This is a genomic window from Enterococcus sp. AZ089 (genome assembly GCF_050547225.1).
Taxonomy (GTDB): domain Bacteria; phylum Bacillota; class Bacilli; order Lactobacillales; family Enterococcaceae; genus Enterococcus_D; species Enterococcus_D entomosocium.
Window position 1 is genome coordinate 1,866,139 of record NZ_CP172954.1, and the last position, 12,180, is coordinate 1,878,318.

The following is a 12,180-nucleotide window of genomic DNA, read 5'->3' on the forward strand; positions in this document are numbered from 1 at the left end:
AAAGCACTCCTCTTAAAGAAAGGAGTGCTAACTTTTACTTTTTCAATTCTTTGATCTGTTCTTTTCGCTTCAAATACGCCAGTTCTTTTTCCATTTTACGATAGCGGGCGAAAGCTTCTTCTGAAAGTTCACCGGCAGCAATGGCCGCTTTGACCGCGCATTTCGGTTCTGTTTCATGACGACAGTCTCTGAAAAAACAACCTTCAGCATACTGGCTGATCGCTTCAAAGGATTGGTCGATCGAAGCTGACCGGACGGTACTGATGCCAACTTCCCGCATGCCAGGAGTATCAATGATTATTGCGCCAGAGGACAGAGTGAACAACTGGCGACTCGTCGTCGTGTGTCGTCCTCGACTATCCTCTCGTATGTCATTGGTTTTTTGAACGTCTTGCGCCATAAGCTGATTTAATAAGCTGGACTTTCCGACCCCAGATGAACCGATAAATGCGCTGATCTGTCCGTCAGAAAAATACGTTTCCATCAGCAATTCGTTTGGTTCAAAAATGGACGTAGCAAATGTTTTCACACCAAATGCATCGTTTAATGCTTGCAGCAGCTCTGCTTTTTTATCAGCAGTAACTTGATCGGCTTTGGTCAAGAGAATCACCGGATTAGCCCCACTGTCCCAAGCGATCGTTACAAAGCGCTCTAACCGAGCCAAATTGAATTCTTCATTGGCACTAGTTGCAATAAAAACTGTGTCGATGTTCGCCGCAATGCCTTGCTCGTCCGTGCGATTTCCAGCTACTTTTCGTTGCAAAAAACTTTTTCGTGGCAGCAAAGCATCAATCAAGAAATGATCTTGATCATACACCTGTCCTTGTACAGAATCACCAACGATCGGATAATCCTTTGGCGCTAGTGCCTGTTGGCGAAATTTTCCTGAAACCGTTGCTAAACATTCTTCTCCTGTGGTCAAGCGGACTTTTGCGATATCTTTGGCCTGAAAGACCACAATTCCTTGTTTTTCCATGATTTCCCTCCAGTTAGTTAGGAGGCCGCACTTAAAAAGAGAAACCTCCGAGTTGATGTTGCTTCATTTGATTTGTCATAAGACATTTCCCCTTTCTATGTTGTGCTCATCATGTGATGTCGCTTTATTATACCACCGGAACGGACAGTATGCTAAAGCAAATGACCCAAAAGAACATTTACTGAAACGAAGTAGATAAACAAGCCGGCGATATCTTTGATCGATGTGATGATCGGTGCCGAACCGGCTGCTTGGTCGATGTTTAGTTTAATCAGTACAAACGGGACTAAGAAGCCAAGTGCTGCGGCTAAGGTCATGGCAAAAACTAACGAAATACCAACAGCCACACCTAACATCGGGATTCCTTGCCAAAGTGATGCAGCAGCCCCAGAGATGACCCCTACGATCAAACCTAGACTTAAGCCGATCCAAACTTCTTTAAAGAAATGGCGAGTGAAGGTCGAAAGATCAATATGCCCTAATGACATCCCGCGAACAAAAACAGTTGAGGACTGTGTACCAACGTTTCCACCCATATCCATGATCAAAGGGATAAAAATCGCAACGGCTGCCACCGATTCCAATGTTTGTTCAAATTCATCAATGACTACCCCAGCTAAAAGACCGGCAACCAAAGTGATCACTAGGAACGGCAATCGGACTTTCCAAATTTGCCAAAGGGTGCCGTTGATCAGAACGTTACTACGGTCTGCTTCATTAGAAGCAACATCGACTAAACCAGCGGCATTAAACATGTCTTCTGTCGTTTCTTGCTCGATGACATCGATGGCGTCATCGACAGTGATGATCCCAACGATTCGCGATTCCTTGTCTACGACTGGTAGCGCAATGATATCTAGTTCATTTAGCAAACGTGCCGCTTCTTCCTGGTCCGTGTCCGTGGTAACATAAATAACTTTTTGGGACATGATTTCACTGATGAGTTGATCCCCTTGCGCCATTAAGAGATCTTTCAGCGACAAAACACCTTCTAATGTTTTCGTTTGATCAGTAACATAAAGCGTATAAATCGTTTCTTTTTCTTTGGCTTGCATTCGCACTTTTTCTAACGCTTGATTGACCGTCATATTTTTTTTCAATGTGATGAATTCCGGTGTCATCAAACGTCCAGCAGTCTCAGCCTCATACCCTAATAAGAGGTTTGTTGCAGCACGTTCATCCGGTGCCATTGATTGTAAAAGTTTTTGTGTTACGGTCGCTGGCAACTCATCCAAGAGTCTTACTCGGACATCTGGTGCCATTTCGTTCACAAACTCGGTTGCCCGTTCATCGGTGAAAGAGCGTAATAAGTGTTGTTGTGTAGCTGGTGTCAAATCTTCAAACAGGATAAGTGCTTTATCTTTTGGTAATAGTCGGAAAACGATCACTTTTTCATCCGCGGATAAATTGCTGAACAATTGTAACAGCGGCAGCTCTTCCATTCCTGATACGAGTTCTTTTAATTTTTCAGAGTCTTTCTGATTTAAATAATGTAAGATGGTTTCTTGCTGGTTCATGGGATACACTCCTTCTCCTGTAATTTTGCTCAAAGAAAGAAAGGAAATCGTTCAGAAAATTGTCCAGATTTCTTTCGTTTGAAGGTTGCGTGCTATACAGCTGAAATTTCGTTCCGCAGCTGGAGATGCCTGTTATTAAAACAAGCATCAAAGGGAAATAGCAACAACTTTATTCATTATATCACATAGTTTTTTTAAAACATGAAAAATTTGACTTGCAAATAAAAAAAACCATTCAGGCATGTTCCCTTGGTAAAGAAAGTGGGTTAAGAACATTTGAGATCAAAAAGCAAAAGAAACCTGAAAGTTCTGTAAAACGCTCCATGCAAATGGTATGATTAATGGGTTGCAGTTTTTTTACTCCCCGTTTATGCTAACTATACATCAATGAAAAGAGAGGCAAAAAAGATGGCAAAGAAAAAAACATTTATCGGATCGGTCACTGCGCTTCTCGCACTCGCAGCAGTCGGATTTAGTTTCCTACACAGTAATGATCTATTCCCAAATCACAAAACACCATCATCAGAAGTGGCAGTCACTTCTGCTAAGGATATTCGTGCAGATGAGCTGGCACAGTTAACTTACCAAGGCACCCAAACGATTGAAGTCAATCAGAACATTCCTGAGTTTTCAGAAGATGATCTTTCCCTTGAAAATGGCGCCTGGGAAGCATACGGCGACCTCGATCACCTCAATCGTGCGACCTCTGCTGAAGCAATGTTGAATCAATCCTTGATGCCCACGGAAAAGCGTGGCGATATTTCCAGTGTGAAACCGACAGGTTGGCGTAATAAACAGCTCCCCAATGGGAAATATTTATATAATCGAACCCACTTGATTGGCTTTGCTTTAGCTGGCGAAAATGCAAACTGGAAGAATCTGATCACAGGGACAAGTCAGTTGAACAATCCCGAGATGTTGCGCTTAGAAATGGATATCAACTATTATCTCAAGCAAGATAAAAATCATTATGTCCGATATTCCGTCACCCCGATCTATCGCGATGACGAGCTGGTTGCCCGTGGGGTACAGATGCAAGCCCAATCTATTGGCGAGGATACGATCCAATTCAACTATTATATCTTCAACATCCAAGATGGTGTCACAATCAACTATGCGGATGGTAGCAGCGAGATTTCCAACGAAGATATGACGCAGCCGGAGAATGCTACAAGTAGTGAAAACAACACGACAACAGCCACTTCTCAAAGCAGTGAAACAGAGGAAAAACAGAAAGAATATGTCGATCAACAAGGAAACGGTTTGATCAAAGGATCAAGAAGCGGCATCTATCATTTGCCCGGATCTAAATACTACGAGGATACTACCAACCCGAAAGAATGGTTCAAAACCATCGCTGAAGCGGAAGCTGCCGGCTACCGTGCACCAAAATAAAAAAGCCTTAGGCTTTTTTATTTTGGTTTTATTTATTCTTCGTTGGCTTGTGCTTGTCGCAACACTTTGACATAGGCCTTCCCTTCGTCTGTAAAACGAACCGAACGTGACTTAAAGCGATAAGCTCGGTAAATCAGGCCTCTTTTTTCAAGACGCAATAAATGACGATAAACCAAAGAAGTTGTTTTTATCTCTTCATTGGCACAGATTTCTCGTATGGTAGGTGAGCAACCTTGAGCTTGCATATATTCGTCAATAAAAAGTAAGATTCGATCTTTTCTCGGCATAATTCCTCCTTTCCGCAAAACAGTCTTCACTGCTGCAAATTCGTAAAAACCGATAAGCTACTGCCTCGTCAGCTTTTTGTCCAATTAATACACTGAAAATCTATTGTTTCTCCCTCTTTTCCCATTCTTCCAACGAGTTAAAGTTCCTCTTAAACGCTGGAATTTTCCCCTTAACGAGAAAAACATCGGCAAGCAGCGCTCTTTGTTATTGATTTTATCAAATTTAACAGCAAAAAATAGTAAATTTGAAAATTATTTTCCTTTTTATTGACATAAAAATAAATAAAGGTATTATTTTTTCTTGGAATTTGTTATTCTAAATTTAAGTAAAGGAGGATTTTATGTTAGGGATCGGCTTATTTTTTGTAGGAATTACTTTGATAATCAACGGCTGGGGAAGTTTACTTCACATTGACTATCGTTCACTTGCTTTAATTAATCTTTTTACAGGTTCGTTATCTTTCATTATCAATCTAATCTATATGCTTCAAGGCGCTTATTATGAAGCAGGCACTGGCTTTCTCTTTGCCTTCACGTATTTATTGGTAGGGATCATTTACCTTTTTGATTTAGATCTACGTATTTATGGGATTTTTGCGCTATTCGTAGCCATCAATACCTTGCCTTTTGCCTGGGTTTCTTGGCGATGGGAGCAAGATCCCCTTTTTGCACTGATTTGGTTAACATGGGGAGCGTTATGGTTTTGCGGCTTTTTGGATACGATCGTGAAGGTAAACTTCGGTCGTAAAATTCATTATTTTGCGATCGCTTGCGGTGTCTTCACTACGTGGGTCCCAGGTTTGCTGATGCTATTAGATCTCTATTAAACAATAGTGATTATCTCAATGATAATCACTATTGTTTATTTCTAAAAAGTGTTCAATCTCCTGCATCGCTTTCTGAGGACCATTTGTCGGGAAATGCTTCTTTAGCTGGCAGGCTTGTTGTCGGATTTTCGGTAAACAAACCTCAGTCAGGGCAACTTCTAGCTTTTTCACAGTTACTGGTTTTGTTAGTGCAATTGCATTGCCATACGCCACGCAGTACTGAATATTGCAGCTTTGCTCATAGTGCATCCCGATTCCGATAAACGGCTTCCCAGAGGCACAAGCTGTTTGAACAGTCCCTTCCCCACCATGGATAAAAGAAAAATCGATATGCTCATGCAATAGATGACTTGGCAGATATTCGGTCAGGAACAAATTCTTTGAGACGTTGTGTTTCCCCTTGAGTAGATGCGTAACCGGAGCAATGATCGCTAGTTCCGAACGGTTTCGCAAGAAAGCTAAGATTTTTCGCACCATGCGCGGATTCCCCGAACTGCCCATCGCAAAATAAACGATTCGTTTTCTTTCCCGCCGCTTTTGTTGAATAAAAGTCAACACTTCGTCTGGTAAAGAAGACCCGAGCTTCGCAAAAATCGGCCCAACGATTTGATAGTTTTCTGGCAGCTGCTCTTTCGTTAAAAATAAATCAGGAGTGGTGATGAGATTTAAATCAGCGTCCATCATTCGTAAGCTCGTTTCAGGCATAAAAAGTTTTTCTGTTTGGGCAGCGTGTTTGAATGCTCGGGGCATCCAGCGGGATTTTACCAATTGTTTTCTTGTCCAATACCAAAGTGGTTTCCTTAACGGTCCGAAGAAACGCAAACTAGAAGGGATAAACGCGCTATCTGATCGAAAAAAGGGATCACTCATCGCATAGGGTTTTACGTAGACTAAGGGAATCTGTTTGCTGCGAGCAGATAGAAAGATCGTGACATTCGATCCAGTTACAATCACCTGAGGAGCAAGCTTGTCGACCAGTTTTTTTTCGCTCAGGATACGCGCAGCAACCATCTCTTTGGTGAAGGGATTTTTGAATGAGCGCAGTTGATCTAATTTTATGATCTGTTCCTCTTGTTTTTCTGTCAGAGTCGGCGTCAATAAATGGTACGTAAAACCACTTTCAATGATACGTGAAGCAAAGGTCTTTGAAAAACCAAAGAACTCACAGTGGTGATTTCCTTGCATTTGTTTAGCGACTTCGATCATCCGTGTCGTTTCAGCCAAGTTGAATACCGCAGGTGCAAAAAGAATCATTGGCATGTAATCCTCCTCATGTATCGAGTCCATCCACTCGTTTCTTTCAAGTATACTAAAAGAGCGCATACTTAGGAGAAGTTTTTTGCAGACCTTCTCGTTCATCTTTTTACATTGTTTAACTAAAAATTTGCTATAATAAAGAAAACCTTTCAAGGAGTAAACCAATGCGAAAAAAAATATCTTCATTGTGGCTTAGTACATTCTCAAGCGGGCTCATTCTCTTTGCTTTCTTTTTCTTGATTCAACAATTTTGGGAAATGGTTGTTTCTGACTTTGCACTTCTTCCTTCTCTGGCATTCATCCAAATTCTCTTGATGATCCTTTCAACCTTTCTCATTAGCAAGTTTGTTAAAAAACGCTCGTGGCGGCAAGTGCTTTTTGGCAGCTACCTATTCATCATCGGCTCGCTGTTTTCTTTCTGGCTAGCAAATAATCCATTGGAGCTGCAAGCAGCTACTCTTTATATGATAGGCGCTTTTTTTGGTGGCATTCTTTGGGAGTATTTGGCACAGCGCTTGGCAACAGATCTACTGGCAAAAGATCATAAACCTCGTTAACAGAGGTTTTTTTCTTTTTCTGATAGAAAAGGCAAAAATTCTTCGTATATAGTGTGAAGGGGTGAAGAAGGTGCAGGATGAAGAAATCATTGAACGAATCAAAAAGAAAGACTATGCCGGCTTAGAAGAACTGTTAGCTGTTTATGGTGATAGCATGCTGAGGACGATTCATAGTGTCCTCTCCCAACCGCATGAAGTGAGCGAGCGCCAAGATGTAGCGAACGAAGTTTTTTATGAGGTTTGGCAAAAGATTGCTGCGTATCAACCTGACAGAAGCCGCTTGATTACTTGGCTGCTTTTAATCAGTCGTAGTCGTGCGATTGACCACAAGCGGAAGTTGAACAAGCGCTCATTGGAAGAAAAACCTGTTGATGAGCAGGAACTAGCTATTGAAGAATCACCTTTAACAAAGGAAAACTTTTTGGGCTTTATTGAAGACCTTGAAGCCCTTGATCAAAGGATCTTTCTGCTCTACTATTTTTATCAGGAATCACCCGAAACCATCGCAGAGCAGACGGACTTAAATGTCTCAGCAATCTACAATCGTCTTTCCCGTGGCCGCAAACGCTTAAAAGAAAGGATGACTATCGATGGATTTTAAACAGTTAGTCTTAAATGAAAATAAATCACTGATAAAAGTAACTGAACAAGAAAAAGCAACAACCTTCGAGCTGTCCAAACAATATGTTTTCTTGCAAGATCTATTAGAGGAGCTTCGGAAGCTTTTAGCAAAAGACGAAACGATTCTTGGCTATCTGCCTTTGACGCCAGATGGAAACCTCGCCTTCGCCAACCAAGGGCTTGGCGCCTATGCGTATGCAACAACTGAGAAAGCAAAAGCATACCGTGACATCTTTCATGATACCCGCGGCAATCGTTTGTTGGTTTTCACAGAGACCCGAATGCTTTTTTTGGTCATCATCGACTATCTAGAAAGCAACACCTATTTCAGTTACCCCTATGAGACCATCAAAGCCTTCACCATCAAGCCAAGAAAGCTGATGAAGCACGAATCACCAGAGGATAAAGAACAATTCCATTGGGGCTATTTCGACTTTCAAGCGGGGACACACATTTTCTCAGAAGTGCTGACAAAAAAAGACTACGAGTTATTTACGTCCTATCATGAATCGATCCCTGCACTCAAGAAAATTCCGATTCAAAACAAAATTTACCGAGCAGCCAAATATCAGTATTTCTTGAGTAATTGGCATTTCAGTTTTCGCTTAATGACCATTTTCAACATGCTCTTCCTGCTGCTGTTTGTATTACTGATTCTCGGATTTTTCTTACACTTTGGGCCACTGAAAGGATTTTATTATAAGGATCTATTGGACATAGGTATGGTCATTTCCCTTTTGTATAGTAAGAACATCTTGCCATAAAAAAAGACTGCCGTTCCTTCCTAATCATTTCTTTGATATCAATTGAATAAAGCACCAGATTTTCTACGGAAGAGCACCTCTTGCAGGATTCAAGTGAAAACGAATGCTGCAAGAGGTGCTTTTTTGTCTCGGACTATTGGGACATTCCTAATCGCTCGATTTTCATTTCCTTTTGAAATTCTCAGATTTCTTGTGAACTTTTCAGAAGACTCCACTCATAATTTCATATATGCCTAATGGGATTATTTTTTCATTCACGCTTGCTTTTTAGGAAGAAACGTTATGATGATTTTACTTGCTAGGAGGTGTGAAAAATCGAACTTATCGGACATCTGATCTTCTGGGTCCCATTTTGTCTTTTTCTAGTGATTGGATCGTTTTTCATACAATGGCGGAAACGTTTCGTTTCAACCCTTATTGCAGCGATCCCGTTTCTCTTTTTTATGATAAAAATATTCAATTATCGGCATTATGAGCCGGATTTTATTTTCATCATCTATTTGGTCGGACTCTTCTTGTCATCGATCTTACTGATTGTTGCTGTCCGTCGGCTTTCAAAAAAAGCCTAAACCTAGGGTTACTAGAAAACAAAGACATTGCTTAAATGAAACCCAGCCTAACTTTAAGGTTCATTTAAGGTTCACGGACTATAGTCAATACGGACATAATAATTTAGAGCCTGTGCTAGCGGAAACTAGCGCAGGCTTGTTTGTTTATTTATAGAAAATAGGACAAATCGCTAGCAGGTGTGGGGTAGGCAAAAATCATTTGTGCCAGTGCTTCTTTCGATAGCTGATTTTCCAACACAAAAACGAAGTGGTTGATCAACTCATCCGCCAGTGCAGAAAAAATCGTGACAGCAACGATTGTATCAAATGTGTCATAAACCAATTTGATTTTTGCCTCTTGATCATTGATTCGTCGATAGGTATACCAAGAAGAAAGATCTATCACCTCACTATGATATTCTGAGGCATGATCGGCAATCTCTTGCTCACTGATTCCGATTCTTGCCAGTTTTTCCGCACCAAAAACTAGTGTAGGGATCAGTGGATAGCGGATGGGCGTTCTCTGGTCATCTATATGCTCGACAAGATAGGCGGCTTCAAAGCTAGCAACAGGCGTCAGTTTTGGCTGCTTTTTCGCTAGCACATCTCCGATTGCGTAGATGTGTGTTTGACTAGTCTGCAAAAACTCATTTACAACGATCCCTTGTTTTGACGTTTCTACCCCTGCCTTTTCCAGTTGCAGCTGATCGCTATTGGGTCTGCGTCCCGTGGCACCAATCACTGCTTCTACGGTGAGAGACAATGCTTGTGTCTGAATTGTATAGTGGTTTTGTTCTTTCATGATTCGCTGTGCGTTCTGGTTAAAGTGAAACGAAACACCTTGGTCCTGCATTGAACGAACCATTTCTGCGGTCAATTCAGCATCAAATCCTTTTAATGGCTGGTCATTATGATGAATCACATGAACTTCAGCACCTGCTGCTTGAGCGATCATCGCCAATTCGAAGGTAATATATCCAGCACCTATGAAAGCAATCGTTGCTGGCATCTTTTCAAAGGAAAGAAAATCAGTACTGTTTTGTAAATGCTCCTTGCCGACGATTGGCAGTACGGCTGGACGCTGTCCTGTCGCAATGATTATTTTTTCTGCTTGAATCTCTTCTGCGCCCACGATGACCGTATGGACATCACGAAAAGCGGCTTGTCCGTAGTAAGTAGTGATCCCTTCTGCCAGTAGCCCTTGTTTGGTTGACTCCGGCACACGATCAGTATACGAGCGTTTAAACGCCATCAGTGCCGGCCAATCAATGGCTACCTGCCCTTGAACGCCATTGCCTTGCATACGTTTCGCCTCTGTTTTGACTTCTACGCCTCGCATCAGTAGTTTTTTCGGATCGCACCCGCGATTGGGGCACGTGCCACCCCATAAATCAGCTTCGACGATCGCCACTGTCTTTCCTTTGGCTTTTAACCCGTAGGCAGCAGCCGTACCAGCTGGACCCGCTCCGATAATCAGTACATCCACCTTTTTCATCTGTCTCCTCCTTCTCCTAAAAAAAATTCCTGCTCTTTCTCTTCCCTTCAAGTATAGCGAATCACGGTCAGCCCACAAAACAATTCGCCTTTAACGGCTCCTGCGAATGATCACAATCATCCCTTAAAATTGCGTTTGATATGGTATACTTTTCTTGTCAGTTTAACGACAAAGGAGAATGAATGACTGTGAGTTTTAAACGTTTTTTTCAGCTCTTTCTTTTTTATTTCCTCTCGATTCTGGTGGCCTATGGCCTGATTGCGTTTCTAGCAGTAGATAACTTTTGGCTGGTCGTCTGTTTGATGACAATTGTCGGCTATCTCACCTTGGGTATCCCACTAACCTTATTGAGTTTAAAGAAGAAAAAATAAGACAACACACAAAGACACCAGCAACTTCTCTAAGAAGCTGGTGTCTTTCCACATTGATGCGATTATCCTAATACGATCTGGGCATCTGCCAATGCTTTTTCCACTACTTCCATCACCAGCTTGCTATGTGCAAGGCGTTCCTTGACAAAGACATGATCATTTTCGTGAATGGCTTGTGCAAAACGGGCAAATTCTTCAAACATACGATGTCCGTGAACGCTTTGATCCTGATGGATTTTTCCCCCATTGACCGGTTCAACGTCATAGCTGGCAAGCATATTCGTCGGCCCATTGACGATGATCGATCCTTTCGTCCCTTGGATCGTTGAGCGAATCGTCGCTGTCGAATCTTTGGCGCCAATACAAACGACTTTTGTTTGTTCATAGTCTAAAAACAGCATGCCAGAAGTATCGATCCCCTCTTCGACATTAGCAAAATAGCGGACACTTTTTGGTTTTCCTAAAAGCCCGACGACAAAATGAATATTATAGATATTGATATCCATCAATGCCCCTCCACCCATTTTCGGGTTAAATGCAGGTAAAACGGTTCCCTCTTTGAATAAATCATAACGAGAAGAATACTGCGAATAGTTGCATTCAATCACTTTCAGCTCTCCCAATGTTTCAAGCTGCGCTTTTATTCCTTGATAGTTGGCTAAGTACTGATTTGTGATGGCTTCGATCAAAAGCACCTTGTGGGCAGCAGCCAATTCTGTTAATTCTACTAATTCTCGTGTCTGCAACGTAAATGGCTTTTCACAAATGACGTGTTTGCCAGCGAGGATCGCTTCTTTGGCAAAGGAAAAATGCAAATGATTGGGCAATGCGACATACACGGTGTCAACGAAGGGATCCGCCAAACATGCCCCTAACTCTGTATAGACGGTTTGAATCCCGTATTGCTGTTTTAAGTGATTCATTTTCTCTAAATCATTTTCTGTCCCAAAAATAGCGGACAGTTCAAGCTGCGGGACATCCCCTGCCACCGTCAAAAAATCATGGACGATCATGCCTGCCCCTAAAATCGCTAAGTTCATCTTGCTTCCCCTTTTCTATCTTCTTAGATCATTTGTTTCAATACCTCGGTGATCACTTTATGATCCTCTAAATGGGCCAAACCTGACACACAGATAGCACCAGTGACTTCTCTATCTTCGATAATTGGAAAACCACCACCACAAACTGCATAATGTTCGTCTTGTGCCCATTTAGCAAATTGTATATCTCTATCTTTTTGCGCATAGACGTATAGTGAACTATGCCCGCTTTCTAGTACCGTTCGTTCTTTTCTTTCAAGCCAAGGGCTTTCTTTTCGCCCTGCCATTAAAAATCGAATGATCGGCAAGCCATGATGAACAACTTTGATCCCTACAGGCTTCGGGTAGTTCCTTTTAACGTACTGATCAATGGCAATTACCAATCGCAATGCGAGGTCATTGTCAAAATGAGCAAACTGCAGCTGCTGTTCTTCTTGCAGGATTTCTGAAGATTCGATTCGTATCTACTCCTTTACGATGAGTCAGTTGATGCCTTCAGGCGCTTTGTTTGTCAAAAGCCTCGTA

Annotated in this window: 13 protein-coding genes; 6 read left to right on the forward strand and 7 right to left on the reverse strand. The window is 41.9% G+C overall.

What is annotated here, in order from left to right; genetic code table 11:
* Window positions 1–34: 34 nt before the first annotated feature.
* Together rsgA and mgtE are read right to left on the reverse strand one after the other, a co-directional pair.
* Complete coding sequence (gene rsgA / locus IGJ01_RS08710) at window positions 35–976, reverse strand: ribosome small subunit-dependent GTPase A (RefSeq protein WP_420657562.1); 942 nt, start codon at window positions 974–976, stop codon at window positions 35–37.
* A gap of 152 nt (window positions 977–1,128) precedes the next feature.
* Entirely contained in the window at window positions 1,129–2,493 is a 1,365-nt protein-coding gene (gene mgtE, locus IGJ01_RS08715; protein WP_016611788.1) for a magnesium transporter, read from the reverse strand.
* Window positions 2,494–2,901: 408 nt separating this feature from the next.
* On the opposite strand from mgtE, the gene IGJ01_RS08720 reads away from it, so the two are divergent.
* Window positions 2,902–3,888, forward strand: coding sequence for a DNA/RNA non-specific endonuclease (locus tag IGJ01_RS08720; RefSeq protein ID WP_008379949.1), 987 nt, complete (start codon window positions 2,902–2,904; stop codon window positions 3,886–3,888).
* A 32-nt stretch (window positions 3,889–3,920) separates the two neighbouring features.
* On the opposite strand, the gene IGJ01_RS08725 is transcribed toward IGJ01_RS08720, so the two are convergent.
* Window positions 3,921–4,175: a LexA family protein gene (locus IGJ01_RS08725; protein WP_244731666.1), complete on the reverse strand. Its 255-nt coding sequence runs from the start codon at window positions 4,173–4,175 to the stop codon at window positions 3,921–3,923.
* 341 nt (window positions 4,176–4,516) lie between these two features.
* Here IGJ01_RS08725 and IGJ01_RS08730 point away from each other — a divergent pair, with 341 nt between their 5' ends.
* Window positions 4,517–5,002 (forward strand): AmiS/UreI family transporter, encoded by a 486-nt coding sequence (locus tag IGJ01_RS08730; RefSeq protein WP_008379954.1) that lies wholly within the window; start codon window positions 4,517–4,519, stop codon window positions 5,000–5,002.
* A 15-nt stretch (window positions 5,003–5,017) separates the two neighbouring features.
* On the opposite strand, the gene IGJ01_RS08735 is transcribed toward IGJ01_RS08730, so the two are convergent.
* Window positions 5,018–6,262 (reverse strand): glycosyltransferase, encoded by a 1,245-nt coding sequence (locus IGJ01_RS08735; RefSeq protein WP_429947603.1) that lies wholly within the window; start codon window positions 6,260–6,262, stop codon window positions 5,018–5,020.
* Window positions 6,263–6,423: 161 nt separating this feature from the next.
* Between IGJ01_RS08735 and IGJ01_RS08740 the strand changes: the two genes are divergently transcribed.
* The 3 genes from IGJ01_RS08740 to IGJ01_RS08750 all read left to right on the forward strand — a co-directional run bounded on the left by IGJ01_RS08740 (window position 6,424) and on the right by IGJ01_RS08750 (window position 8,201).
* Entirely contained in the window at window positions 6,424–6,816 is a 393-nt protein-coding gene (locus IGJ01_RS08740; protein ID WP_429947604.1) for a hypothetical protein, read from the forward strand.
* Between the two features lie 61 nt (window positions 6,817–6,877).
* Window positions 6,878–7,417, forward strand: a complete 540-nt coding sequence (locus IGJ01_RS08745) for a sigma-70 family RNA polymerase sigma factor (RefSeq protein ID WP_005235917.1) — start codon at window positions 6,878–6,880, stop codon at window positions 7,415–7,417.
* Window positions 7,407–8,201 carry a hypothetical protein gene (locus IGJ01_RS08750; protein ID WP_429947605.1) on the forward strand — a complete coding sequence of 265 codons (795 nt, stop codon included), beginning with the start codon at window positions 7,407–7,409 and terminating at the stop codon, window positions 8,199–8,201. The genes IGJ01_RS08745 and IGJ01_RS08750 overlap by 11 nt, the downstream gene beginning before the upstream one ends.
* A gap of 717 nt (window positions 8,202–8,918) precedes the next feature.
* Here the strand turns inward: IGJ01_RS08750 and IGJ01_RS08755 are convergent.
* Window positions 8,919–10,244 carry a dihydrolipoyl dehydrogenase family protein gene (locus tag IGJ01_RS08755; protein ID WP_430600969.1) on the reverse strand — a complete coding sequence of 442 codons (1,326 nt, stop codon included), beginning with the start codon at window positions 10,242–10,244 and terminating at the stop codon, window positions 8,919–8,921.
* Window positions 10,245–10,426: 182 nt separating this feature from the next.
* Here IGJ01_RS08755 and IGJ01_RS08760 point away from each other — a divergent pair, with 182 nt between their 5' ends.
* Window positions 10,427–10,615 (forward strand): hypothetical protein, encoded by a 189-nt coding sequence (locus tag IGJ01_RS08760; RefSeq protein ID WP_005226063.1) that lies wholly within the window; start codon window positions 10,427–10,429, stop codon window positions 10,613–10,615.
* A gap of 62 nt (window positions 10,616–10,677) precedes the next feature.
* On the opposite strand, the gene IGJ01_RS08765 is transcribed toward IGJ01_RS08760, so the two are convergent.
* Window positions 10,678–11,655 carry a Gfo/Idh/MocA family protein gene (locus IGJ01_RS08765; protein WP_087664132.1) on the reverse strand — a complete coding sequence of 326 codons (978 nt, stop codon included), beginning with the start codon at window positions 11,653–11,655 and terminating at the stop codon, window positions 10,678–10,680.
* Window positions 11,656–11,678: 23 nt separating this feature from the next.
* Window positions 11,679–12,119 (reverse strand): heme-binding protein, encoded by a 441-nt coding sequence (locus IGJ01_RS08770; RefSeq protein ID WP_308810356.1) that lies wholly within the window; start codon window positions 12,117–12,119, stop codon window positions 11,679–11,681.
* Window positions 12,120–12,180: the final 61 nt, after the last annotated feature.

What these genes read in the sequence shown, in the direction of transcription:
- rsgA (WP_420657562.1), bottom strand. Translation starts at nt 976, where the DNA reads ATGGAAAAACAAGGAATTGTGGTCTTTCAGGCCAAAGATATCGCAAAA.
- mgtE (WP_016611788.1), bottom strand. Translation starts at nt 2,493, where the DNA reads ATGAACCAGCAAGAAACCATCTTACATTATTTAAATCAGAAAGACTCT.
- IGJ01_RS08720 (WP_008379949.1), top strand. Translation starts at nt 2,902, where the DNA reads ATGGCAAAGAAAAAAACATTTATCGGATCGGTCACTGCGCTTCTCGCA.
- IGJ01_RS08725 (WP_244731666.1), bottom strand. Translation starts at nt 4,175, where the DNA reads ATGCCGAGAAAAGATCGAATCTTACTTTTTATTGACGAATATATGCAA.
- IGJ01_RS08730 (WP_008379954.1), top strand. Translation starts at nt 4,517, where the DNA reads ATGTTAGGGATCGGCTTATTTTTTGTAGGAATTACTTTGATAATCAAC.
- IGJ01_RS08735 (WP_429947603.1), bottom strand. Translation starts at nt 6,262, where the DNA reads ATGCCAATGATTCTTTTTGCACCTGCGGTATTCAACTTGGCTGAAACG.
- IGJ01_RS08740 (WP_429947604.1), top strand. Translation starts at nt 6,424, where the DNA reads ATGCGAAAAAAAATATCTTCATTGTGGCTTAGTACATTCTCAAGCGGG.
- IGJ01_RS08750 (WP_429947605.1), top strand. Translation starts at nt 7,407, where the DNA reads ATGGATTTTAAACAGTTAGTCTTAAATGAAAATAAATCACTGATAAAA.
- IGJ01_RS08755 (WP_430600969.1), bottom strand. Translation starts at nt 10,244, where the DNA reads ATGAAAAAGGTGGATGTACTGATTATCGGAGCGGGTCCAGCTGGTACG.
- IGJ01_RS08760 (WP_005226063.1), top strand. Translation starts at nt 10,427, where the DNA reads ATGACTGTGAGTTTTAAACGTTTTTTTCAGCTCTTTCTTTTTTATTTC.
- IGJ01_RS08765 (WP_087664132.1), bottom strand. Translation starts at nt 11,655, where the DNA reads ATGAACTTAGCGATTTTAGGGGCAGGCATGATCGTCCATGATTTTTTG.